Genomic DNA, 23,157 nt, shown 5'->3' with positions numbered 1-23,157 from the left:
GCGTGCGAGAGACCGCGACGAGCCGCGAAGCCCAGCGTCGTCGGACGCGTGCGCGTGTCCTCGACGCGGCCATTGTGGAGTTTCAGCGAGCAGGCACCAGTTCGGCCGACATCAACGCCATCGTCGAAGCCGCGGGAGTCGCCCGAAGTACGTTCTACTTTCACTTCCCAACCAAAGAGCATGTTCTGCTCGAGCTGATCCGCCGCGACGAGGACTACCTGGGCGAGGAACTCAGTCGGTTCCTGGAGGCCCGGCATGATTTGGAAGCCGTCCTCGAAGAGATCATCAGGCTCGTCGTCGAGCTCGAGATTCGCTGGGGCGCTGCACTGTTCCGCGATGTCATCAGTTTGTATTTCTCGCCGTCCCGTGCCCAGGACGAGCAGTGGAGCAGGCACCCGACGTTCGTATTGCTTGCTGCGGAGATCGAGCGTGCCCGTATCCGCGGCGAACTCTACGACGATGTCGAAGCCTACGACGGCGCCGCGTTCTTCCTCATCGGGCTCCATGCCATTCTCATCAGCGCCCGGGAAAGCGGGGCAGCTCGCGAGGTGGTACTCAAGAAATTCGTGAAGAGCACACTGCGCAGCCTTCGGCCTTAGGCGCCTTTGTCAGTCGCGTGCGCTGGACGGACAGACCGCCGACTGAAGACCGAGCGAATTCGCCATGGCGTTTTGGTTCTGACATGCAATTCACGCCGGAATCGGGTGGGGTGTTGGGCCCTTGGCTGGCTCGGCAGGTGATGGGCCAGGCGGTGAAAAACACTGCGGTCAGACACCGGCGCCACACGTCTCGCATCAGCGCTGGCTCCGAGCCGCGGATCTCACAGGGGAGGATTCTAACTGGCGCCAGGCATAATCGTCACAGTGACGAATTATGTTGGGCACATTGCCTTTTCGGACCAGGATGACAGTCGCGGGGGCGCGGATGCCTCCGCCGGGCCGGCGCGGCTGGCGGGACAAACGACGACGTGCGCGTTCAAAGATGTTGCCGGGAGATCCGATTCGCGAATCGAGTGATTGGCGGCGGGCCGCCGGCTGGCATCGGCCGCCGCGAGGTCCCGGCCAGTCGACGTTCGACGACGTGTGTGCCCGCCGCTGCATAAACGTCACAGTGACGAATCGAGCTCGATGGACTGGAGTTGGAGTCGGGGTGCCACTCGGAAACGGGCCCGGCCTCAGGGCTATTCGAATCAGGGCTTGGACGGACGTCAGGCATGACGGTGTGGAGATGATGTTCGCCTGGAACCCGGTATCGCCGGCGATATCAGGTTCCCGACAAGCACCGGGGGGCGTGGGCGCAGCGCGTGTGGGCGATGGGAACGTACCAGAGTCCTGGAATCTTGAAATCCGGCGGACTCCGGGTTGGCCCAGGTCCATGTTTTGCCGATAAGCCACATTATGTCAGGTTGATCGGAGATGGACTTGCCCCACTGGCAACGTGCCCGTGCCGTTAGCGCCGGCGACGCTCGTGTCGGCACCATGCCCGTCGGCACCGCCCGTTCCGCCATTTCCGACTAATCCGCCGGTGCCACCGTTGATTCCGGAGGCTGTTGATCCAGTTCTGCTCACCGGTATGAAGGGCTTCCAGGAACGTGGCGGGGAACCCTGCTGCGGGAGCCGTCGAGGCTGCGGCGGTCGCAGTGGGTATCTGGGTGGTGTTGTGGCGCCCGGTGACCGCGAGCCCAGCTTCGCTGACAACGCCCGACTGAACTTTTCGACGATCCGACGCGAGGGCACGAGACATGGCCGGCAACTCCTTTGGACCGATCCGCGAATGGCTGGATGGTAACCCGTTCGATCGGCTCGTCAACGCAGTTTTCGACTCATCGAATCCGGCCTGATGTTCGACGCCGGAGATTGCGCCATCGCGACGCACCCGCCCGGTGTAATTTAGCTACCGTCACAAGGGGCCAGATCGGTTGTTGGGGATTGGTTGGGGCGGTGCATAACTCGACATATGTTCGCGCCGCAGGCGGCGTCGCGATAGCCCTGGGCTTTGGTGTCGCGGTGGCTGGTGGAGTGAGCTGCGCGGCCGCCTCGGCGGACTCAACGGGCTCATCGGGCTCGTCGGCGAGCGCCAGTCACAGCGCGCGGCAGGCGAGCGCCCACCCGCAGCCGGCTGCCGCCAAAACCACCGTAGCCTCCCCCACTGCCTCGGCCGCCGTCGCGGGCACCGCGCATTCACGACGCGTCGTGGCGGTCTCGGCGTTGCCCGGCAAGGCCTCGGCGGTGCCGTCGACCGGTGGGGCTCCGGCCGCACCAACGCTCTTGGCGATGGCCACGGCCACTACCGCCGCGGCTACAAACACCCTGACGTACACCGCGGGGCCGAACCTGAGCGATCAGATCACCATCGGGATACTCCACGTATTTCGCGCCGTGTCGAACGTTATCGGCGTGGACATCTTCGCCGCGATCGGTAAGGCGATAGAGAGTTCAAGCCCGCCGTTCTTCCTCAAGTCCGGATTGACCACCCAGAAGACGACGTACACCTCTGCGGACGGCACGAACTGGGTGGTGTACGAGTTTCAAACAATGAATGCCGCCAATCAAACCGACAAAGCCGTAATTGCCATGCACGGCGGCGGATTCATCGACCAGCCCACCCTGCTGCACTGGATGGAATACACCAACATGGCGCGCAACACCGGCACCACCGTCATCGTCCCGCTCTACCCGCTGGCGACCACCGAAGCAGGCAGTGCCAACGTCCTGATCCCCGAGATGGCCGACCTCGTCTCTGCACAGATCCAGCAGTACGGTGCTCAAAACGTCAGTATCTACGGCGATTCCGCCGGCAGCACCATCGCGATGGCCACGATGCGCCAAATGATCCTCGACCACAAGACGCTGCCGTCGAGCATGGTGCTGCTGGGACTAGCTCCTGACTTTTCCTCGTCGAATCCCGATGACGCCAAGGTCGACGACCCGATCTTCGACATTCACAACATGAGCGCGTGGGACAACTTCGGACATTGGACCGACGGCATCGACGATCTACAGCATTCGATCCTCAGCCCCTTGTTCTACGACTCCGACATCCTGGCAGCGCTTCCACCGACCACCGTCTACATGGGCACGAATGAAGTCACTTACCCCGATGCGCTCCTGCTGTATCAGAAAGCAGTCCAAGATGATTCGCCGATCTCAGTGGTCGTCGGCACCGGACTGGTCCACGACTGGCCACTAGCCGACACCTACTCCCAGGCAGCCGTGGTGCGCCCCGACATCTATCGCGAGCTGGGGCTAATTGCCAATGACACCACTTCGGCATAACTGGAGCCGCGTTAGGGTCCAGCACACTGAACGTCGGCCGAAAACGCATGCTGGTCCTCGTATGCTAAACGCCCCCTCGCCCACCTAACTGAATTCGACCGGCACGATTTCGGTGCGCGCAATCGCTAGTTCCCGATCGGCAGCAAGCGCTGTCCGGCGCGGATCGGTCATGTAGCCATCCATTGCCTCTTGGGATGCCCACTCGCAGAGCTGAATTTCCAACGGCCGACCATCAGCACCATCTGTCCGAGTTCGGTGAAGAACTGTCCCCTCGTGCTCACCGACTAGCTCCAGCACCGCATCTTCATAGGCGATCAACGCCTGCTCCATGCCGGGGCGCGGCCAAAGAAACACATAGAACCTCAGCTTCACCGTCCAAGAGTGAGCTTCACCGTCCAAGAGTGCCACGCCGCAGTGCTGCATCAGACCAGCGTTGCGGCATGGTCGATGACCAACTTCGCCCTCAGCATCGGTGCCCTTCTCGCGTTGCAACCGCTCACCATTACGGAAATGACTCTCAATGTCTGTGTCAAGCTGCCGTAGGCGCGATTTGGGGTGATTCTGGTTGCCAGCTGCGGTTGTCTCGGATGAGTGCGTAGAGCACGTTGGTGCGGCGGCGAGCGAGGCAGATCGTGGCCGGGATCGGCCGTTTTCCTTGTTGTCGTTTGCGCTGGTAGTAGGCCCGCGAGTCGGGGTCGCAGCGGGCTGCGGTCAACGCCGACATGTACATCACGCGCCGCAACCGACGGCTGTATCGGTGCGGGGTGTGTAGTCGTCCGGTGCGTTTACCGGAGTCTCGCGACACCGGCGCCAGCCCGGCCCAGGCGGCCAGTTGGTCGGCCGAGCCGATCAAAGCGGGATCACCGACCGCGGCCAGGAATTCCGCGCCCAGACGGAATCCCATACCGGGCATGCTGGTGATCACTTCGGCGAGCGGATGGCGGCGAAATCGGTCCTCGATGTCGGCGTCGGTGGTCTTGATGCGCTCATCGAGGGCGATCACCTCCTTCGCCAGGTCGGCGACCAGCCCGGCGGCCACGCCTTCACCGGGCAGTCGGACCATTTGCGTCTTGGCAGCAGCCACCGCAGCCGAGGCGATCATGGCTGCGTTTCGAACACCTGCATCGGTTAGCATCCGGCTCAGGCGTGAAACACCGCTTTGCCGAATGGCTTTGGGCCTCTGATAGCGCGCCAGCAGCACGACCCAGCCTCGGTCTGAGCGGAGTTGGGCGACGCGTTCGAGCGCCGGACATAGAGCGACCAGCTGTTGGTGAAGCCGGTTGATCGTGCGTGTGCGATCGGCCACCAGATCAGCGCGGTGCGCGGTCAACATCCGCAGTTCGGCAATCAGGTCGTCGTCAGGATGCAATACCGGTAGATCCTGCCCGCGCATCCGAGATTGATCGGCGATGACCCGGGCGTCTTTGGCGTCGGTCTTGGCTTCCCCGCCACGGTAGGTCCCCGATGCCTGCCACACCGCGCGGCCAGCCAAGTACCGAACCGTCTTGCCGGCATCGGCAAGCACCGTCAACAGCAACGCGGCATAGACCGTGCTCAGATCCACTGTCCAGCACACCTGATCAGCCAAAGCATCGATCTCTGCGACCAGGGCACGGATCGGATCCTCATCATTGGACAGCTTGCGGGACAGCACCACTGCCCCGCTGCCGTCGACCACGCACACCCAATGCTGCTCCTTGCCGACATCCACACCAGCCCACAACCGGTCTGTCGCCATCGCAATCCTTTTCGCTTGTCTGCCAACACAAACCACACGGACAACCCCGCCAGCGTTTCCTTAAACAAGCGATCACATCGCAGATCTCAATCAGCAGCCCGAGGAAGTCCAAGCAGGCCGGGCGGCCAGTCATTTCAAGCCGCACCAAAGGCCGGCAACAACAATCACAGCCTCACCCGACCCACTCGGGTCACAGCACAACGTAACAACACGCAGTAACTGCACCTACGAACTTAAGGACAACTTCACTGAGACGAATGAGACCAACGCCGTCTCAGTGAACTTGGCAATTTCGCAGCTCGCGGATGACAACTTCACTGAGACCGGACAGCCCGACCCGGTTCTAAGCATCGAGCCAAGGAGGTGCCGTCGGACATCGCTGGTGGCACGGATCCAAACTTCAAATACCTATAACTTTGGTCATAGGGAAATAGTCGTTCACATTGGAGGGGACGGAAATGATTGAGGCTTGACTATTGACATAAACGACTTCGCCAGTCTGTTTCTCATTCAGAACGCCACTGGCATCGATAGTCACTGTGAGGGTCTCCGTTAGGGACTTCAAACTGTATCCCTGCGGCGCGATCGACGTGTAGAAGGTGGTGTCGGCAGCCAATGTATCGCCGCTGACGTCTCCGGAGTAGCTGCCAGTCTGCGTCTCCGTTAGCGTTCCAAGGACTTTGCCTGTGGTAACGAATGTCTCCGTATAGGAACCACCCGAGTCCACGAAGGAAACGAATGCCACGCCACTCCCCTTCGTCCCCCATTGCCCAGCCAGTGAGTCGTTCTTGACCGGCACAGTGATGGTTTCGGTGGCAGTGCTCGGGACTTGACCCCGTGTGTTGGACACGCTCAATCCCAGGAATGTGCTGGGGGAAGCGAGATGATCCAACCCGATGGCAAGGAAAAATTACCCCGATGAGTTCAAGCGTGACGCGGTCGCGCTCTACCGGGACACCGAGGGCGCGACGATCGCCCAGATCGCTGCCGAGCTCGGTGTCAGCGAGGCCACGCTCTCGGCGTGGTGCAAGTCGGCCGGGGTGCCGATTCGGCACCGCCGCGGTGTCGTAGTGGCCGAGCCTGTGCTAGGGGCCGAGAGCCCTGAGCAGGAGCTGGCCCGCCTCCGCAGTGAGGTCAAGGCGTTACGCGCCACCGAGGCGCGGTTGTCCACCGAGCGTGACATCTTGCGGTCGGCGGCCAAATATTTCGCCGGGGAGACGAACTGGTGAGCCGCTTTCAGTTTGTCGCCGACCACCTGCACGCCTTCGAGGTGAAGTGGCTCTGCGCAGTCGTCGAGGTTGCGCGTTCGTCGTTCTACGCGTGGTTGGCCGGTGCTGACGGACGAGCGGCCCGTCGGGCTGCTGACGAGGCGCTGGCCGAGCGTATCCGCGCCGTCCACGACGAGGACAACACCTACGGGGCGCCGCGGATCACCGCCGAGCTCAACGACGGTGCGCCCGAGGGGCAGCGGGTCAACCACAAGCGGGTGGCTCGGGTGATGCGCGGCGCCGGGATCGCCGGTTATCGACGCCGACGTCGGGTCAAGACGACCGTGGCGGACCCGGCGAACCAGAAGGTCCCCGACCTGCTCAAACGCGATTTCACCGCCGCGCAGGTCAACACCCGTTACGTCGGCGACATCACCTACTTGCCATTGGCGACCGGCGCCAACCTGTACCTGGCCACCGTGATCGACTGCTGTTCACGGCGGGTCGCCGGGTGGGCGATCGCCGATCACATGCGCACCGAACTGGTCATCGATGCGCTCAAAGCCGCTGCTGCACTGCGGGGTTCACTGGCTGGTGCAATATTCCATGCAGATCATGGAAGTCAGTACACCTCACGGGATTTCGCGAATCTCTGCCGCGATCTGGGGGTCGTCCAGTCGATGGGTGCGGTGGGGTCAAGTGCCGATAACGCGTTGGCCGAATCGTTCAACGCCGCCCTCAAGCGCGAGATTCTGCAAGACCGTGCCTGCTGGCCGGACGCGGCGATCTGCCGCCGTGAGGTCTTTCGGTGGCTGGCCCGCTACAACACCACACGACGGCACTCCTACTGCCGTCATTCCAGCCCCGCGACCTACGAAAGGAACCTGACACCGGCTACGCTGCCCGAAGCCGCATAACCACAAATCCCGTGTCCACTACATGGGGGCAAGGCCCCTCTGACCGTTGTCAGCGGTAACGACGAATTGATCCTTAGTGCCTGTCGCGTCTGACTTCGGGGTAAAGGTGAAATCTCCCGTAGTGGCGTTGATCGCCACTGCTCCTTGAGTGGGCTTGGTCGTCACACTGTAGGTGAGAGCCGCACCGTTTGGGTCGGTGAATACAGCTGTGCCGGTCACCACTCCGGTGGTCGAATCAGCAGCATTAACTACGGGCGTACCTGCGACAGGGGCGTCGGTCGGAGGCGGAGTGGGATTGGGCTGACCTTGGCCGCCAATGGCCCCAGCCAGGTAATTTGCGCCTTTCAGGACTTCTTTACCGAGGAATAGGTTGAGTGAAACCGCCGTGCCCATGGTGCAACCGGCGATGGACCCCTCCCAAAAACCGGTGATGCCTCCAATGGCAGCACCTGCACTACCGTAGACATTGACGTTGGCGCTGACGGCATTGTCAAAGTCCGCAACGCCTGCGGCGAGGCTTGCGCCGTTTACTGTGACGTCATAGACGCCTTTTGCGATCCCTTCGACTCCGCCGACGAGCCCGCCTACCCCGGCGCCCAGCAGGCCACCGATGGCGCCCTGGACCACAGTGCCAGCGGCGGCGCCGGCGCCGGTGAACACGAATGGGGCTGCGTCTCCGGCAAGAGACATCCCGGCTTGGAACTGATCCCATCGATTATTTGCCTGTTTAAATTCGGCAACATCTGAGGACAACGCAGGCAGTGACAATGCAAGTCCTACCAAGCCGATATCGGCATTGGCCCAGTCGACTGACTCGGCAACGATACCTTTGGGTACTTGTTGCCCCTGCGCTATCTGCACAGATGTTTTCGCGATGTTCTGCACGTATGGAACGAGAGTTTCAACGATGAAGCTCGACGAACTCGCAATATTTCCGAAGAAAGCGCCGAAGTCTCCGAGAGGGTTCCCCTTTGATTCTTGGGCGGTGGCCGTGCGACTGGTGGCGGCAGTAGGCATCGTTGTGACAGCAGACTGCAATGGTGGTGTGCTTGCAGCGGTAGAGATAGTGGGAAGGCTGCTGCCAAAGGTTTGCGAGCTGGGACGAAGATGTCGGCTGTTGGCGTCGACCATTAGCGGAGTGCGATTCGACGACGGACGTGTCCCTCTCGATGAACCGTTATCCGAGATGGGACTGTTGGCATGGTTCGGCCTGGAACCGCCCATACCGCCCGTATCGGCATGCGCGACACCGGATCCGCTGGCTGCTAGCGCCGCGCCTACACCAAGGGTGATCGCACCGGCCCCCAGCCAGGCGAAAGGTTGCGGGCGGCGATGCGGGCGATGCGGGCGATGACCATGACATCCCTTGCCGCCCTTGACAGACTTCGGTTTGGCGGACGCGTGTTTGCCTTGTCCAGCAGCCATGCTGCACCCCCCGAACTGAGCGTTCGAAAACCCGACCCGTCGCCGGTTGCAATTAGTTGCTACACCTGTTGATAGCGACTCGATAGGCCGCGGGGACGATTGACAGGTTATTGACAGTGGCGTCAATCAACTCGGGTAGTTGCACACCCACAACCTGCTCGGGTTGTGCCGTTTCCTCGTCGCCATGATCTTGTCGAGCCTTCCCGCCTGCAACGTGGGCCGTAACACTCTCATTAGCGCTGGATTCGACCGAGCGGGTCAGGCCAGGCGGATTAAGTCAGAGTTAACCGGAGTGTCGCAACGTCGTCTGCCCATCTCGATGGCCGAGTACTTGACGACCGAGTCACCACGCGCTCAGACGCAATAGGACTGTCCAGTCAGGACGCAGTTCACGGGTGGTGAGTAAGTCCCACTCAGCACACCGCGGAAACCCCCGGTGGCTGTGCCACCCGGAGCGATGATGCGATTCCAGTTCGCCGGGGTAAGAACGTAGTGAGTGCCATAGTTCGTGACGGCACTATTCCAGCTGTGCAGGATTGATTCGCCCGCCGGCAAGTCGAATTCCAGCTTCCAGTCCGCGAGCGGTGCGGTCGTCGGGTTGGTGATGACGAAGCGTGCGATGAAACCGGTCTGCCATGTCGATGTCACCGACAGCTGCGCCGTCGCTACACCCGCGTGAGCCGCCGGCGCGGCTCGGAGTCCCAGGGCCACCAGCACGACCACGACCGCAGCGGTCAGGTGAAGTGCCGCGCGCCAGCGACTCCCGTAGCTATTCAGTCGGGGCATGATCGCAAACACTAGAGCGATTTTGCGGAGATCGTCCCCTGCGGCGCGGCCATGCTGCAGTACGTTTGCATAACTGAGATCGTCGCGACATGGCCGCACTCGTCGCCCCGTCGCGATCGCGTTCGGCCTGAGACGGGCTGCCCGGGAGCCCTCAATCCCGGTCCGCTATGCCCCTTGCCCGTTTGGGGCGGCGAAAAGCTCGACCACGACGCGCCTGGGCTGCACCGGCCGCAATCCGGCGGGTCACTGTGCTCGAGCCAGCCTCTGGTGGGCTTCGTATTCGATACGCAGCAGGTCGAGGCCGTGCAGGTGGAGGTCGCCGAGCGCCGTTTGGAGCTCCTCGACGATCTCGGTGATGACAGCGCGGGAGATGCTCGGATACGTGATGGTCAACTGGGTGATCAGCGTGTCGGTTGCTGCGAAATCGAGTGCGCGGGCGCCGCGCGGATCACCGAGTGCTGCGTGCCGTTCGGCAATGGGCAGCTCGCGCTGCTCGAGAGCGTGGGCGTCGTACACGGCAACGATGTGCTCAACGGTCGCATCCGGATGATGCTCGGCGACGGCGGCGATCGCCGCCCGAGTCGCCGGGCCTATCATCGCTGTGGCGGGCGGCAGCTTGGCGCAGCTCAGAGCGCGATGCAGGAGCTGGCGGACACCGAATTGTTCGGCCCGCTCGGGTAACTCATAGGGCACAGTCCGACTGTACGGATCGCGGGTTATCGCCAGGTGACATCCATGTGAGACTGCTCGACCAGACAGCAGGAAATCGCCCCTACCGAAGCAAGTTTCGTCCGCGCGAACGCTCGCTGCTCAGCGACTCGGGGCACACACAAAGAGCTCTGGCCGATATCCTCCTGATCGAGCTGCATTTGGGCCACGACGCGGCCCACCGCCGGCCTGCACAGGATCTGACGTTCCAACGGCGAGCTCAATCATTGCCGCGCCGTGGCGGTTCGACAGCCACACCCCCGGACACGTGCTCAGGTCCGGCGTCCGGATGCTCGGCGGGAACTCGCTCCCGGAAGCGATTCGCTTCACTCGGACCTGCCGGAGCGCTGGCGCTTTCACCGCGGTAAGGGCCGGGCTTGGGGCGGGGCTTTCCGCCCGGGAAGGATAACCGAAAGACGGTGCGGTGCACCGAAAACAATTGCTTGGAGAACCGCCCCGAGTTGTACGGCAGTTGGTAGCGCTGGCAGATCTCTTTGACCTTCGGCGCGATCTCCGAGTAGCGGCTGCTGGGCATGTCCGGATACAGGTGGTGCTCGACCTGATAACCGAGATTCCCGCTGACGATGTGGAACAGCGGGCTGCCCTCGATGTTGGCGGCACCGACCAGTTGCCGCACGTACCAGCCGCCGCGGGTTTCGTCGGCGACCTCTTCCTCGGTGAACGTGTAGGTCTGGTCCGGAAAATGGCCGCAGAAGATGATCGAGTGCGCCCAGATGTTGCGGATTAGGTTGGCCAACAGGTCGGCGCCCAGCGTACGAAGAAACGTGCTCTCCACGCCGGGCACTACCCGGTCGAGCAGGCGTGCCGTTGAACCCAACCGGCCCCCGGATACCTGACGTATCCGCCGGCCGAGACGCGACTGGGCCGGCTGGCCGATCCGGCCTCGCAACGCAAGCTGCGCCAGGCCGAAGGCTCCAGCGCTGATGGCCGGCCAACCCAGGTAGTCCTTGACGATCTGCGCCCGGGCCTTCCCCGAGATGCCCTTCAACTCCGAGCGCACCTCGGACCACGGCTTCTCACCTCGCTGCGCGGCACGAAAGTCGATGTCGTGCACCGCAACTCCCCACTCGAAAAGCATCATCAGCAGGAAGTTGAACAGCGGCTGCGCCAGCCATACGGGGTGCCAGGGCTGGTTGGGGTCGATGCGCATGATTTCGTAACCGAGATCGCGGTCCTTGCCCAGGATGTTGGTGTAGGTGTGGTGAATGTAGTTGTGAGAGTGCTTCCAGGCCTTGGCGGTGGACGCGGTATCCCAGTCCCACACCGAGGAATGAACATCGGGGTCGTTCATCCAATCCCATTGGCCGTGCAGGATATTGTGGCCCAGCTCCATGTTCTCCAGGATCTTCGCCATGCTCAGACACGCCGTACCGAGGACCCATGCGGTCTTCGACCGGGAGGCGAGTAACAACACGCGGCCGACAACCACGATCTGGCGCTGCGCAGTGATCACCGATTTGATGTAGCGGCGATCGCGGTCACCGAGTTCGGCGAACACCTCGTCGTGGATTGCGTCGAACTCCTTGGCGAGCTTCTCCAGCTCTCGATCGGTCAGACGCCCAAGTGGGCTCTCGACGCTGCTGGTCATGGAGATTCCTTCCGATCACAGTTCAATTTCCACATCGCCCTCGGCGGTGTGAATGCAGATCCGGACGTCCTGACCCGTCGGTTCGATGACGTCACCTGAGCGCAGATCACGCACCTTGCCTGACTTCACTGTCCCCACATAGGTGTGGCAGATGCCGATGCGGCAGCCGTAAGCCAGGTTGATCCCGGCCTGTTCCCCGGCCTCTAATATCGGTGTGCCACTATCACAATCGACCGAGACGTCGCTGTCGGTGAACGACACTTTCCCGCCTTTTCCGTCACCGGGGTTGCCGCCAATCTTGGGTTGGAATCGTTCGTAGTGCAGCCGGTCGGGGTCGCCGTTGCGCTGCCAGAAATCGATCAGACCGTCGAGTAGCTCACCCGGGCCCGAACAGAACGCTTCCCGCTCGCGCCAGTCCGGACACAACTGGTCGAGCTCGCCGGGCGCCAACCGACCGCGTTCGGCGGTGAGGCGAAGATCAAATCGCATGATCTCGTTGCGGCGATCGAGATCCTCCAGCACATCCAGGAACATGACGTGCTCGCGGCACCGGTCGGAGTGCATGACCACGACATCGCCGAGCTCACCGCGGTGGTCGAGGCTGCGCAACATACTGATGATCGGGGTGATCCCGCTGCCGGCGCTAATGAACAGCGACTTAGCCGGCACCGGCTCAGGCAGCGTGAAGACCCCTTCGACATCGCCGAGTCGCACCAATTCACCGGGCTCGATCTTCGTCACCAGATACGGCGAAACCACACCGCTGTCGACTTTCTTCGGCGTAACGCTGATCAACCCGTCCTCGGGCTGGGGATCAGACGTCAGCGAATACGCGCGCCAGTGATAGCGACCGTCGATGACCAGACCGAGACGCACATACTGTCCCGGCTTGTGACCCGGCCAGTCATAGCTCGGCCGAATTAACACACTCACCGCCTCAGAGCCTTGCGCTTCGACGCGTTCCACTCGGCCCCGCAACTCCTTGGTCGTCCACAGCGGATTCACCATCTCCAAGTAGTCATCCGGGCGCAGCGGACTGAAGAGATGCCGTACCGCCTTCAGGAACAGCCGACGGCCACGTGGCACTGGTGGCTGCGCACCTCTTTCAGCCATCCCGTCCCCCCTTCTCCGTTGTGAGCCACACCACAACCCTGACCCGGGTTGCCCCTAACAGTGGCCGGCGAAACCGCTTCGCCGGTTCTCACAGACAAGTCGCATCTCGTTCCACGACGGTGGCGACGAGCAACACCCGCCACCACGGAGACCGCCTGGCTGACCGCGGCCGCGCGTCGCCCCGACATTCGGTTGACCGCAACTTTCGCAGCCGATCCGTTCGTCGACGTCGATGGCCACCTGCGCAGCGCCGAGCAGTACGCGAACCTGGGCTTTGGCCTCCTCAACTCCGGCCCCTTCCCCGGCAACCCGGACCCGGCCGGATGGGTGAAACGCCTTGGTGACGAGGTCATTCCGTGCAATGCCGACGCCTGTTCGACGTCGCCAAACGTGCCGCCACTCCCCTGTTCATCGGCATCAGCAAACCCGCCGCTAACGACTACCCAGCATGAAGACCCATCCCGTTTCGGTAGTGCGGTCGGACCGGTAACGGATCGGTTTCACTACGACTGCACATCACGACAACGAATCTTGTTGGCGTACAACGCCCAAGAGCGAAAGTAGGACCAAGATGCCGCGAACGCCCCTCTTCCGCTGCCGACTACTTTGGGGTCCAGAGTGGATCGAGCCCGCTGAAGAGGTCACCGTTATCGACATGACAAGGCCGATGAGACGACCGGCGCCTGCAAGCGCGTCCGCCATTGCGGGTCACCGGCGAATTGGATTTGTGCCTCACCGCCCGCGAGACGCCTCGCAGTAATTCGTTAGCTGTGAGAGTTATCGGAACGGCCCGCATGGGGCGTTGGTGGTGTGCACTATTGCAGCAGTCAGTTGTCGACAGCGTGTGCAAGGGGGGTCGTGATGGACAGTGGGGCGAATTCAAGCAGGCGGCGATCGTCGAGCTTTGCGGTGCGGCAGTGGCTGAGTGTGGGGGCCGCGGGTGTCGGATTGGGTGTCGCCGCGTGGGCGGGATCGGGCGTGGCGGCAGCCGATTCAGGCAGCGGTGCATCGCACGTGGGTGCTGGTCGGCCCTCGGATTCGGCGAGCGCGTCAACTGCGTCGCCGGCCAGTGCGTACAAGCGCGCTTCGTCGGGTCGGCTGACGCCGGACTTGGCGGCATCTGCGCCGGCTGCGCGCTCGGTTCGGGCAACCAGCGGCCCCGGCGCGGGTCCTCGATCGGTCACGGTAGTTGTCCATTCGACAAGATCCGCGCGGGCCGTCGTGGACGGTGTCGCGGTGACCTCAACACCGCAGCAGTCGGCGTCGTCGGCGGCACAGGGCATCTCAGCGGTCAGTGCACAGCCACATACGGCGGCGGCGGTTGCCACGTCATCGGACACCGCCGGGCAAGCCAGCGCCGGGCCAGCGGTATCGACACCTGTTGACGAGACACCGTCGGACAAGGGCTACGCGTCGGTGCAAACGCCGTCGTGGAAGCAGCGGATCGACGGGGTGATCTACGGGTTCCTCGACGCCGTCTCGAAACGCCTGTCCACGCTTCCGACGAACCCGATCACCGATTTCCTGCAGGGCGCGTGGCTGACACTGCGGCGCACCCTCTTCAACCAGGCCCCCACGCTAAACCCGACGCAGACGACTGGGCAGCTCAGCGGGACGATCACCGGAAGTCTCGGCGCGGTCGATCCCGAAAGTGATCCGATGTTGTACGGCGTCCTGCAGAACCCCGTCAACGGCACGGTCAGCGTCAACCCGGACGGCACCTTCAGCTACACGCCGGGATCAGACTTCACCGGTCGCGACGCATTCATCGTCGCAGCCCGTGACACCGCCCAGCCGGCCTTCAACGTGCTCGATCCCACCGGTAACGGCATCACCGAAGCCTTGGTCATCGTTCAGCAGGGCACCGCACCCTCGGTGAACTATGCATTCACCTTCGATCAAACGAGGTACTGGTGGGGTGTGCAGCGGTGGAGTCAAAAGGCCGAAATCGGGCTCGAATGGGGCGCTTACAACCTGGCGGACCAAGTCGTCCCCGCCCAGAACGTGACGTTGACCATCACCGCAACTGCCCAGAGACTAGCGGGCAATAATCTGGCTTCCGCCAACAGTCCCCTGACCGGCAACACTGCTGGGTTTTACCCCACGGTGGTGCAATCACGGATCCAGACAGGCTCGCCCTCGGTGACCAAAGACGGCAAGCCAGTCCCCGACGGCACCGTCAACATCAACTTCAGCAACAACTGGGGATACAACGGAATGGTCGGAGCCAACCAATACAACTACGACTCGACGGTCATACACGAGCTGATGCACGCCTACGGATTCCTGTCCACCGTCGCTTCAGCGGGCAACAACTCCGATCCGAACGAACCGTGGTCGACCTTCGACGAGTTCATCACCAATAGCAGCCTCACACCCGCAGTCGACCCGACCACATATAAGTGGAACAACACATTCGATCCGAATCTGACCGGTGGCGACAACGGCCTGTACTTCTACGGACCGAACGAAGCTCTCGCATTCGGCGGAAAACCGGTACCTCTGTACACCCCCGCCGAATGGGCACAGGGCAGTTCGGTAAGCCACCTCAACGACGCGTACTTCGACGTCACGGACAACCCCGCCGATCCGCGCTACATCAAATTGATGAACGCCAACGACCCGAAGGGGTCAAGGGGCCCCACCTATTTGAGTCCGGTCGAGATCGGCATCCTCAAAGACCTCGGCTACACGATGGCTTGAGCGACGTCAAACGACACACTTACCGGCCGCGAGGCGGATCTGCCCGGCCCGCGGTAGGAGCGAAAGACCGACACGGTCACTGACTGTGCAACGCACGACGGGCGTGCGGCCAAAATGGCATACCGGCAAGCACTGTGCCCCCGCCGGCCACGATAAGAACCGCCGCGTCAACGCTTTTGCGGCCATCCCGGGCCCAGTAGACATCCTTGAGGTCCAGCAGCAGAGCCAGTTCATCGACCACCAGCGCTAGAGCCGATCCGTAGACGAGTGCTGTGGCAGGGTGGCGGCGATGCCTCTCTTTACCGCGCACCGCAGTCGCGCCAACTCCGGCGAGAAGCCCGATGCCAATGTTGTAGTGATGAAAATGTTTGCCGCCGATGGCTATTCCGCCACCAGCCGGCCCATGGCCATCGTGAATCCAGTGGGTCAATGCCCGCACCGCAGCGAAGGTGGCGGTGAACGATGACCACGCAAGAAGCAAGGATTGCTCCCCTGGATCGAGCCGCCGGTGCCACTGAGTTCGTACGCGGGACAGCCTCCCCCGTGCGCTGCTGTCACCTTTCTCGCTTTCTGGAATGACAGGCTGGTCGCTGTCGGCTGAATCGGGGCTCGGTGGCGTCATCGAGGCTGCACTCCTGCACTGCCGGGGCAATAGTCCTCGGCGTCGTCATCACATCAAAACGGGTTCACTGACCATCTGTTACAGCGTCCCAACCGAACACGACCGCACCGGAAGATTTAGCGCACTCCCAGCAAACGCCAAGGTGTGTGAGCGACGCCCCTCGCAGCGGTTCGCCCGGGTTTCGCCGCCGCGAACCCTGGGCAGCGATGTCGACGCGTTCGGTGACCAGTACGGGCTCGGATAGCTCCATCAGTCGCTGAATGGTGATGCGCCACCGCGCTTCCTGCACGTGGCCCACAGTCTGAGCCCTGCGCTCACCACACGGCAACACCGCCGCCTCGACCCCGTGTCAATTCACCGGGCTGCTGATCGGGACAGCACTCAAGACGTGTCGGGGGTCCCGGGCAAACGGCAAATTGTGCAAGTGCGAGTGTCTGGCGGCCCGTTGGTAACGCGCAGGCAAATTATCGTCCTTTGTCAGACGATTTGCCCAGAATCTGTTCTACTCAGTTGCCCGCATTCGACAGCGAACTTGAAGGCGATAGCTGATGACGATCAAGCCGTTCCCCGCTCGTGCCACTTCGATCTGCTCGGCCGTCACGGCGGCTGCACTGCTCGGGTCTGTGATGGTGGAACTCCCACTGGCGGCGAAGCCGGCCCCGCCAGTGCAGGCGGCGATCATGCTCGCCTCGGTGGAACTACCCCTGCCCCAATCACCCTCGCTGAACACGACGCACCCTTCGTTGTTCGGCGGCGGCTTTTCGCTGCCGACCCCGATCGAACGGGCGGTCCCGGCGGCCGCCAGCGCTGCGGGCCAGACGCAGGCACTGACTCCCGCGCAAGCGCAACGACTTCTGCAAGACCCCAAGGTGATCCGAGCGATCGAATACGACACCGGACTGAGCGTCGACCAGATCGCCCAGGCGGCCCAGAACGTCACGGTGATCAATGCCATCGTCACGGCCAGCCAAACCGCTACCGGCCCGATGATCGGCAACGGATACAACGGAACCGCCACCCGTCCCAACGGCGGCGCAGGCGGCTGGCTGGTTGGTAACGGCGGCAACGGCTACAACAGCACCAGCGCGAAGGTAAACGGCGGCAACGGCGGCGCGGCAGGAATTTTCGGCAATGCGGGCAACGGCGGCAACGGTGGGTCCGGTGCCAATGGCGGTAACGGTGCCAGTGCAACCCTTTTCGGTAACGGCGGTAACGGCGGTATCGGGGGCAACGGGGTAAGTGGACTCAACGGCCGACGAGGTACGACCGGCCGTAATGGTACGAACGGCACCAGCTGGACCACCGGGCGCGGTAACAGCAAAACCGGCGGCGCCGGGACAAATGGTGCTGGCGGCGGAAGTGGGAGCGGCGGTCAGAACGGCAGCCTCGCGGGCAGCGGCGGCAGCGGCGGCAACGGCGGGACCCAGTGGGGCAACGGCGGCAGCGGCGGTAACGGCGGCAGCGGCGGTAACGGGGGTAACGGCGGCGCCGGGGGCATCGGCGGCATCGGGGGTAACGGTGGCAACGTCCACTCCCGTGGCTGGACCACCAAGAAGCGCAATTACTCGCAGGGCGGCGTGGGCGGCAACGGTGGGGTCGGTGGCAACGGCGGCAGCGGTGGTGCCGGTGGTGCCGGCGGCAACGGCGGTAACGGCGGTAATTCGGGAGCCGTTGGACAACCCGGTGCCGGCGGGCTCTACGGGGCGGGCGGAGCGGGCGGCGATGGCGGCGCCGCGGGCTCGGGCGGACGCGGCGGACGCGGCGGACGTGCGAGCGGGGCCTTCCGAAACTACGGCGGCCGAGGCGGTTACGCCGGCACCCGCGGTTCCGGCGGAAACGCCGGCTCCCCCGGCGTCAACGGCTCGAACGGCACACCTGGAGTCCGGGGATAACCACTTGCGGCGTGGGCTGGGCGTCGCCGCCGTCAATCAGCCACGGACCTGGTTCAGACCACGAACGTCTCGTCGACCCACGAAAGTCTAAGCGTCACACCGGGGCCCCGGCTGGCCTCGGTGAACCGCGCCGTACCGCCAATCGGCTACATCGGCAGCCTCACCAAGGCTGAGAGCGCGCACATTCGGAACGGTGGATCGTCATATCGCGGCTTTGTTTTCCGGCCGGGTGCATCGACTGCCCGCGGAAATGAGCCGGCTGGCCTGCGACGATGGCGCGATCCCTGAGTTGAGTCAGCACCGAACGACTGTCACGTATCCGCGGAGAGCAGCGCTGACGCGATCGTCGCGAGCGCTTTCACTGCCGACGTCGCGTTGCGCTGATACTGCGCATGTACAACAGCGCCATCGAGTGCAACGCCGAGCGCCTGTGCCGTCCGGGTCCGGTTCGCTCCCGGTGGCAGCGTCTCCTTGATCGCCGTGACCATGTCCGCCTTGTGCCGAGTCGTCATGGCGTGAACCTCGGGTAGGTCGGCGCCGATTTCGTTGACGCCGTTGATGAAGGCGCACCCACGGAACGAGTCCGCCGTCAGCCACTCCTCGACCGCAGATACCACCGGGGGCCGGCGCCGATTGCCGGCGTGGCGATCCAGGGAATCGACAAACCAGTCCATCCAACGTTGATGTCGCAATTCGAGGTACGCCAGGATCAGCGCATCCTTGCTCGGAAAGTGTCGGTAGAACGTCACCTTGGTGACCCCCGCCTCGGCTATTACCTTGTCGATACCGGTTGCCCGGATTCCCTCGCGATAGAACAGTCGGTACGCAGTGGCCAGTATCCGCTCCCGGGCCGGCAGGGCCGGCACGTCGATCAACGGATCAAGAGTCTCGGCGATGCTCACCCCCACAGTGTAGACAGCTCTGTCTACAGAGTCACGCATTCATGTAGACAATTCTGTCTACATGAGTTACGGTTTCTTTCATGTAGACAGAGTTGTCTACATGAACATGACAACCCGATCCCCCCACGGACAGTAGGACCACCATGACCACGAACGCTGCAATCACTGACAAGCCTCCAGTTCCGCCCTTCGCCGACGAATCGGCCGCACTGAAGGCCCGATTGGCTGAAAACGCGTGGAATAGTTGCGATCCACAGCTCGTGGCCCAGGCATATTCCGTCGACAGCGTCTGGCGCAATCGCTCGGTGTTCGTGACAGGCCGGGCTCAGATCGTCGACTTCTTGAGCGACAAGTGGCGCCGCGAGCATGAGTACCGCCTCATCAAGGAGGTGTGGGCGCACAGCGCCGACCGTATCGCGGTCCGCTTTGCCTATGAATACCACGACGATTCGGGTCAATGGTTCCGCGCCTACGGCAACGAGAACTGGCTGTTCGATGAGCACGGCTTGATGACACACCGCCACGCCAGCATCAACGATGTGCCGATCGAGGAAGGCGAGCGAAAGTTCTTCTGGGATAGGACATCGCCGCGACCGGCAGATCATCCGAGCCTCTCGGATCTCGGTCTGTGACTACGTCACAGCGAGACCGGACAGCTGCCGACCACCATGACGATCCCGACCACCGCCGCACCCACCGTCAAGATGTGCTGCCGGTAAGCCTGACAGCAGCCACCAATGTTCGTGATCAGAGATTGAGTCTGTGCGGGCTTCACGACAAAGCTGACGAGTAGGACCTCGACAGCCGCCAACATCGCCACGATAAAAGCAACGGAAGCTCCGAGCTGTGTTCCGATCGCTGCACCCGAGGCGTGAATAACCGAGATCGCCGCGAGGTACTCGACTGGCGCCGGCCCTTGCGAAAGTCCGGCAGTGAACGAAACCCACGGACGCCCGCCGTGCAACAGATCTCGAGCACGCGACGCTACCCCACTGGATGTCTGGAGACCTCGCGTCGCCCTCACCGTCGGTCGTCTGGTCGGTCGTCTGGCCAAACGCATCGCGGACGCCGCGGCGACACAGAGCGCAACGGTACCGGCGACAAGCTTGGCGTGCCCACCGGTGAGGCTCGCGATCCATCCGACCGCGACGCGAAGGGCTTCGGATACCAGTTCGGGAAACAACACGAACGCGCCGACGCCGAGTGCAACTCCCGCTGCCAGGGATCCGAGCCAGAACGAGACCAGATTGATCAGTGGCCGGGGTCCCGACGTCAACAGCATCGCGATGCCGATGCGCAGCGGATCGGCCGCCACGGACAGACCCAACAGGGACACGATCCCCCACATGTCGACGACGATACGATCGGCGCGCGACGTGGTCAACGCCCCCGGAATTCCCGCACTGGTTCGCTGTGAGTTTCCGCCAAATGCGCTGTGCATCGGTGGTGTTCGCACCTCCCCGGCGTGGTTCTGACGGACCGTTGAGCTCGATCGGCGCGTGGGGTGCGGCGACAGTTTCGTCCGGGGAGGAGTGCCGTGGGTAGCGGTGCGGGTGGAGTCAAGAGCACCGTGGTCGTCGACAAGCATCCGAAGATGTTGGTGTGGGCGGCGATCGGACTGGTCGTCGTGGCGGCGGGCTGCCACTTGTTCGTCAGCCTCGCCCTGTATCCGACAGCGGTCTACTGGATGACGTATTACGTGCCCAACTATGCGTTCGGGTTCGTGCGTCGCGGGCTCGGCGGCGAAATCATCCATCTGTTGCCCGACGCCGACTACTTCCCCGCTGCCTACACGATGATGTGGGCACCCGTTGTCGTCTGGTTGGCCGCGCTCGGGGGTTTGGTATGGCTGATCCTGTCCAGCGGCGAGAAGACACCGCGACGGGTGATGCTGGCCCTCCTGGTGCCCGTGTTGCCGTTCGCACTCTCCTACGCCCTGTACACGCCGAGACCTGAGCTGTATGCGATGTCAGCGCTGGTCGTGCTGGGGATCGCGTTGACCAGGCTCCAGTCGGATCGGGCAGTGCTCATGGCCAGCATTGTCTACGGCGTGACGATTGCCGTATTGGCGCTCGTACACGAAGGGATCCCGCTCGAGGTTGCACTGGGTGGGGCCCTGGCGATATCCATACTGCCCGCACACCTGGCGCCCGGGCGGCGACGACTATGCGCGGTCGCGGCGCTGGGACCTGGACTCGCTGCCATCGCGACGATTGCCGCGTTCTCCCGCAACGACGTAGGAACGCGGCTGTGTGAGCAGATTCCGCACCGACAGCTCGACGAGCCCTTTCCGTCGGACCCTATGGCATACCTGGCCGGTCGAACCCCGACCAAGACCGACTTCCACTCCTGGGTATGCAATTTCGAGCGCACTATCGTCGATGCCCGGGTGACTGACGGTCTCCACAAGGTCGGTACTTTCGGTGCCGGGCCGCTTCTCGCCTCGTTTGCAGTCGGGGTGTTGTACTTCGTGGTGAGTCTCTGGGCCACGAAATCCTTTTCGGGCCTTCGCGTCTCGGCGCTCCTTCACGAAGTCCGGGGCAAGCTGACAGCGCCGCTCCTGGGGCTCGCCGCGATGGTGCCGTTGTTCATGACTGCCGTCGACTGGACGCGCTGGTGGGTTCTGATCACCTTCAACGTCGTCCTGATCTGCGTTCTGTACACCACCTCCAGGCCCGAGATCGATCAGCCGACCACCCAGCGACACCTGCGGATCTTCCTGTGCGTGATCGCGGTGTTCGCCGTGATCCCCACAGGCGCGGCACTGCACATAGGCGGCCCGAACTTCTGACGAGAGCGAACCTCAAAGGGCGTGAGCTCGGTCGCCGACGTCGTTTGGCTTAGCCTGCACCCCCGCCGGGCTCACACCGGCCACTTGGCTATGAGTTGCAGCCAACCGGCGGATTCCAACGCGGATGGTCCGCGTAGCAAGCTTGGACGGACAACCGCAGGTTCGGCCGGGCTTCTCAATCCACCTCCGGCCTGCCGGGCAGGCAGGAGGAGGGCCACCAAAGAGCAGCGCTGAGAAGATCCACGGTGCATCGGAGCGCGCAACGAGCAGCCGGAAACCCTCCCCCAGAAGGCGTCGGAGGCTCAGTACGGCCGAGAGGGGAAAGTTCAAGCCAATGATCGCCAAATCCCGCGCCGGACACGTGCACCATGATCACCGGACTACTCATGGGATGCTGGGCGCCAGCGTGGTCGTACGCTACCTGCGCTTTACGCGAGGTGCGCTGAGCCAGCTCAGTACTACCAAGCGTCACGTCTCTGTGTTGGAAAAGCTCACCCGCGCAGCACTTTTCCTTCCCCTTTACATACCGGCCGCACTTCTACTGAGGGGTGCTGCACGCCTGAACATGTCGGTCGATTTGCCCAGTTCCACGCGGATGGGGTTCTCTCTGATGTGCCGGCTTACGGACATGATCGGCTGCTATGTATGGCTTTTCGGCGAATGGGAACCCGACCTGACCCGCTTCATCTCCGGCCGATTGCACGACGGTGACGTCTTCATCGATGTGGGCGCGAACATCGGCTACTACTCACTGCTGGCGGCGCGCTCGGTGGGCGACGGTGGTGGTGTGGTCGCGGTGGAGGCCTCGCCGGCCATCTTCGACGATCTGCTTGCCAACAGCCATGCTGACGCCCTCCCCGACAGGATCCGTTTGGTGAACAAGGCCGCCTCCGCGACATGCGGGACACTGACGGTCTTCTCCGGTCCGCACCACAACGCCGGCATGTCGACAACTCTGGACACCCGCGGTCTGCACATCGAATCAACGATCGAGGCCATGCCGCTCGATGAGATCCTGACTTCTGAAGAGATCACCTCGGCGCGGATAATCAAGATCGACGTCGAAGGCGCCGAACCCGACGTCCTGGCCGGGATGAGCAACCTCATCCGATCGCTTCGCCCTGATGCTGAGATCGCCGTCGAACTCTCCCCCCGGTGGTGGCCAGACCCAAATCTCAAACCCATCGACGTGCTGCGCCCGTTCCTCGCGGACGGCTTCAAGGTGTACAAGATGACCAATATCTACTCACCGTGGCGATACCTCTGGCCCAACGACGTCAACGCGGCCACCCGCATCCGCGATGATGAGCTGAGCCGACGGGCCGCGCGACTCGACCTCGTACTGTCCCGTCACGACGGCGAATCACTGCCGATCGAACCCCTTCTCGACGGACGAAGGGTCCGATAGCGCCTTCTCGACCTGGCAGGCGCGAGCAAGCCCGAAGCAGCTGCGATCCCCTTCTCCTGA

Annotated in this window: 23 protein-coding genes; 11 read left to right on the top strand and 12 right to left on the bottom strand. The window is 63.0% G+C overall.

From position 1 onward, the window contains the following. Nucleotides 1–2: 2 nt before the first annotated feature. Together Y900_RS25725 and Y900_RS25720 are read left to right on the top strand one after the other, a co-directional pair. Nucleotides 3–599: a TetR/AcrR family transcriptional regulator gene (locus Y900_RS25725; protein WP_036345256.1), complete on the top strand. Its 597-nt coding sequence runs from the start codon at nt 3–5 to the stop codon at nt 597–599. Nucleotides 600–1,940: 1,341 nt separating this feature from the next. After that, nucleotides 1,941–3,275, top strand: coding sequence for an alpha/beta hydrolase (locus Y900_RS25720; protein WP_157838279.1), 1,335 nt, complete (start codon nt 1,941–1,943; stop codon nt 3,273–3,275). 84 nt (nt 3,276–3,359) lie between these two features. On the opposite strand, the gene Y900_RS25715 is transcribed toward Y900_RS25720, so the two are convergent. Beyond that, nucleotides 3,360–3,647 carry a hypothetical protein gene (locus tag Y900_RS25715; protein WP_036347829.1) on the bottom strand — a complete coding sequence of 96 codons (288 nt, stop codon included), beginning with the start codon at nt 3,645–3,647 and terminating at the stop codon, nt 3,360–3,362. A 9-nt stretch (nt 3,648–3,656) separates the two neighbouring features. Here Y900_RS25715 and Y900_RS32515 point away from each other — a divergent pair, with 9 nt between their 5' ends. Then, a complete protein-coding gene (locus Y900_RS32515) occupies nt 3,657–3,818 on the top strand; it encodes a hypothetical protein (protein ID WP_157838278.1) in 162 nt (53 codons plus the stop codon). On the opposite strand, the gene Y900_RS25710 is transcribed toward Y900_RS32515, so the two are convergent. Together Y900_RS25710 and Y900_RS25705 are read right to left on the bottom strand one after the other, a co-directional pair. After that, nucleotides 3,805–5,013 (bottom strand): IS110 family RNA-guided transposase, encoded by a 1,209-nt coding sequence (locus tag Y900_RS25710; RefSeq protein ID WP_036345255.1) that lies wholly within the window; start codon nt 5,011–5,013, stop codon nt 3,805–3,807. The genes Y900_RS32515 and Y900_RS25710 overlap by 14 nt on opposite strands. Nucleotides 5,014–5,413: 400 nt before the next feature. Continuing rightward, the gene (locus tag Y900_RS25705; protein ID WP_131536298.1) at nt 5,414–5,758 is read right to left on the bottom strand and encodes a hypothetical protein; all 345 of its coding nucleotides are present in this window, start codon (nt 5,756–5,758) and stop codon (nt 5,414–5,416) included. A 151-nt stretch (nt 5,759–5,909) separates the two neighbouring features. Here Y900_RS25705 and Y900_RS25695 point away from each other — a divergent pair. Continuing rightward, nucleotides 5,910–7,138, top strand: a protein-coding gene (locus tag Y900_RS25695; protein ID WP_085977995.1) for an IS3 family transposase whose coding sequence is annotated in 2 segments (ribosomal slippage) — nt 5,910–6,222 and nt 6,222–7,138 — 1,230 coding nt in all. Because the reading frame shifts where the segments join, the coding sequence is not laid out codon by codon here. Nucleotides 7,139–7,156: 18 nt separating this feature from the next. Here Y900_RS25695 and Y900_RS25690 read toward each other — a convergent pair. The 5 genes from Y900_RS25690 to Y900_RS25665 form a co-directional block, all read right to left on the bottom strand. Then, entirely contained in the window at nt 7,157–8,155 is a 999-nt protein-coding gene (locus Y900_RS25690) for an Ig-like domain-containing protein (protein WP_131536296.1), read from the bottom strand. Nucleotides 8,156–8,917: 762 nt separating this feature from the next. Beyond that, nucleotides 8,918–9,349 carry a cellulose-binding domain-containing protein gene (locus tag Y900_RS25685; protein ID WP_036347827.1) on the bottom strand — a complete coding sequence of 144 codons (432 nt, stop codon included), beginning with the start codon at nt 9,347–9,349 and terminating at the stop codon, nt 8,918–8,920. A gap of 243 nt (nt 9,350–9,592) precedes the next feature. Next, nucleotides 9,593–10,042, bottom strand: coding sequence for a hypothetical protein (locus Y900_RS25680; protein ID WP_051660271.1), 450 nt, complete (start codon nt 10,040–10,042; stop codon nt 9,593–9,595). Nucleotides 10,043–10,277: 235 nt separating this feature from the next. Next, entirely contained in the window at nt 10,278–11,666 is a 1,389-nt protein-coding gene (locus Y900_RS25670) for a fatty acid desaturase family protein (protein ID WP_036345251.1), read from the bottom strand. A 15-nt stretch (nt 11,667–11,681) separates the two neighbouring features. Then, nucleotides 11,682–12,779, bottom strand: coding sequence for a ferredoxin reductase (locus Y900_RS25665; protein ID WP_036345250.1), 1,098 nt, complete (start codon nt 12,777–12,779; stop codon nt 11,682–11,684). Nucleotides 12,780–12,839: 60 nt separating this feature from the next. Between Y900_RS25665 and Y900_RS32210 the strand changes: the two genes are divergently transcribed. After that, entirely contained in the window at nt 12,840–13,343 is a 504-nt protein-coding gene (locus Y900_RS32210) for a hypothetical protein (protein ID WP_131536294.1), read from the top strand. Nucleotides 13,344–13,606: 263 nt separating this feature from the next. Here the strand turns inward: Y900_RS32210 and Y900_RS25660 are convergent, their stop codons facing one another. After that, a complete protein-coding gene (locus tag Y900_RS25660; protein WP_131536292.1) occupies nt 13,607–13,963 on the bottom strand; it encodes a hypothetical protein in 357 nt (118 codons plus the stop codon). A 52-nt stretch (nt 13,964–14,015) separates the two neighbouring features. On the opposite strand from Y900_RS25660, the gene Y900_RS25655 reads away from it, so the two are divergent. Next, nucleotides 14,016–15,482 (top strand): Ig-like domain-containing protein, encoded by a 1,467-nt coding sequence (locus tag Y900_RS25655; protein ID WP_131536290.1) that lies wholly within the window; start codon nt 14,016–14,018, stop codon nt 15,480–15,482. Between the two features lie 76 nt (nt 15,483–15,558). Here the strand turns inward: Y900_RS25655 and Y900_RS31160 are convergent, their stop codons facing one another. Next, a complete protein-coding gene (locus Y900_RS31160) occupies nt 15,559–16,104 on the bottom strand; it encodes a hypothetical protein (RefSeq protein WP_237752650.1) in 546 nt (181 codons plus the stop codon). Between the two features lie 548 nt (nt 16,105–16,652). Between Y900_RS31160 and Y900_RS33505 the strand changes: the two genes are divergently transcribed. Beyond that, the gene (locus Y900_RS33505) at nt 16,653–17,996 is read left to right on the top strand and encodes a PGRS repeat-containing protein (RefSeq protein ID WP_051660270.1); all 1,344 of its coding nucleotides are present in this window, start codon (nt 16,653–16,655) and stop codon (nt 17,994–17,996) included. 311 nt (nt 17,997–18,307) lie between these two features. Here Y900_RS33505 and Y900_RS25645 read toward each other — a convergent pair whose 3' ends face one another. After that, nucleotides 18,308–18,898, bottom strand: a complete 591-nt coding sequence (locus Y900_RS25645) for a TetR/AcrR family transcriptional regulator (RefSeq protein WP_036345247.1) — start codon at nt 18,896–18,898, stop codon at nt 18,308–18,310. 143 nt (nt 18,899–19,041) lie between these two features. Between Y900_RS25645 and Y900_RS25640 the strand changes: the two genes are divergently transcribed. Beyond that, entirely contained in the window at nt 19,042–19,530 is a 489-nt protein-coding gene (locus tag Y900_RS25640) for a nuclear transport factor 2 family protein (protein WP_420329786.1), read from the top strand. Between the two features lie 5 nt (nt 19,531–19,535). Here the strand turns inward: Y900_RS25640 and Y900_RS32505 are convergent, their stop codons facing one another. After that, complete coding sequence (locus Y900_RS32505; RefSeq protein WP_157838277.1) at nt 19,536–20,246, bottom strand: GAP family protein; 711 nt, start codon at nt 20,244–20,246, stop codon at nt 19,536–19,538. Between Y900_RS32505 and Y900_RS33500 the strand changes: the two genes are divergently transcribed. From Y900_RS33500 to Y900_RS32500, 3 genes are all read left to right on the top strand, one after another. Then, entirely contained in the window at nt 20,245–20,373 is a 129-nt protein-coding gene (locus tag Y900_RS33500; protein ID WP_272945561.1) for a hypothetical protein, read from the top strand. The two genes, Y900_RS32505 and Y900_RS33500, sit on opposite strands and share 2 nt — an antisense overlap. A gap of 62 nt (nt 20,374–20,435) precedes the next feature. Continuing rightward, complete coding sequence (locus Y900_RS25630) at nt 20,436–21,689, top strand: Rv1490 family membrane protein (RefSeq protein ID WP_051660269.1); 1,254 nt, start codon at nt 20,436–20,438, stop codon at nt 21,687–21,689. Nucleotides 21,690–22,299: 610 nt separating this feature from the next. Beyond that, a complete protein-coding gene (locus Y900_RS32500; RefSeq protein ID WP_157838276.1) occupies nt 22,300–23,097 on the top strand; it encodes an FkbM family methyltransferase in 798 nt (265 codons plus the stop codon). Nucleotides 23,098–23,157 lie beyond the last annotated feature (60 nt).

Origin of the sequence: Mycolicibacterium aromaticivorans JS19b1 = JCM 16368 (assembly GCF_000559085.1) — a bacterium.
GTDB classification, from domain to species: domain Bacteria; phylum Actinomycetota; class Actinomycetes; order Mycobacteriales; family Mycobacteriaceae; genus Mycobacterium; species Mycobacterium aromaticivorans.
Note: the sequence above shows the minus strand (reverse complement) of the source record. Positions and strands in the feature narration are given on the sequence as shown.

What these genes read in the sequence shown, in the direction of transcription:
- Y900_RS25710 (WP_036345255.1), bottom strand. Translation starts at nt 5,013, where the DNA reads ATGGCGACAGACCGGTTGTGGGCTGGTGTGGATGTCGGCAAGGAGCAG.
- Y900_RS25690 (WP_131536296.1), bottom strand. Translation starts at nt 8,155, where the DNA reads ATGCCTACTGCCGCCACCAGTCGCACGGCCACCGCCCAAGAATCAAAG.
- Y900_RS25685 (WP_036347827.1), bottom strand. Translation starts at nt 9,349, where the DNA reads ATGCCCCGACTGAATAGCTACGGGAGTCGCTGGCGCGCGGCACTTCAC.
- Y900_RS25670 (WP_036345251.1), bottom strand. Translation starts at nt 11,666, where the DNA reads ATGACCAGCAGCGTCGAGAGCCCACTTGGGCGTCTGACCGATCGAGAG.
- Y900_RS25665 (WP_036345250.1), bottom strand. Translation starts at nt 12,779, where the DNA reads ATGGCTGAAAGAGGTGCGCAGCCACCAGTGCCACGTGGCCGTCGGCTG.
- Y900_RS31160 (WP_237752650.1), bottom strand. Translation starts at nt 16,104, where the DNA reads ATGACGCCACCGAGCCCCGATTCAGCCGACAGCGACCAGCCTGTCATT.
- Y900_RS33505 (WP_051660270.1), top strand. Translation starts at nt 16,653, where the DNA reads ATGACGATCAAGCCGTTCCCCGCTCGTGCCACTTCGATCTGCTCGGCC.
- Y900_RS25640 (WP_420329786.1), top strand. Translation starts at nt 19,042, where the DNA reads ATGACCACGAACGCTGCAATCACTGACAAGCCTCCAGTTCCGCCCTTC.
- Y900_RS33500 (WP_272945561.1), top strand. Translation starts at nt 20,245, where the DNA reads ATGTCGACGACGATACGATCGGCGCGCGACGTGGTCAACGCCCCCGGA.
- Y900_RS32505 (WP_157838277.1), bottom strand. Translation starts at nt 20,246, where the DNA reads ATGTGGGGGATCGTGTCCCTGTTGGGTCTGTCCGTGGCGGCCGATCCG.
- Y900_RS32500 (WP_157838276.1), top strand. Translation starts at nt 22,300, where the DNA reads ATGTGCCGGCTTACGGACATGATCGGCTGCTATGTATGGCTTTTCGGC.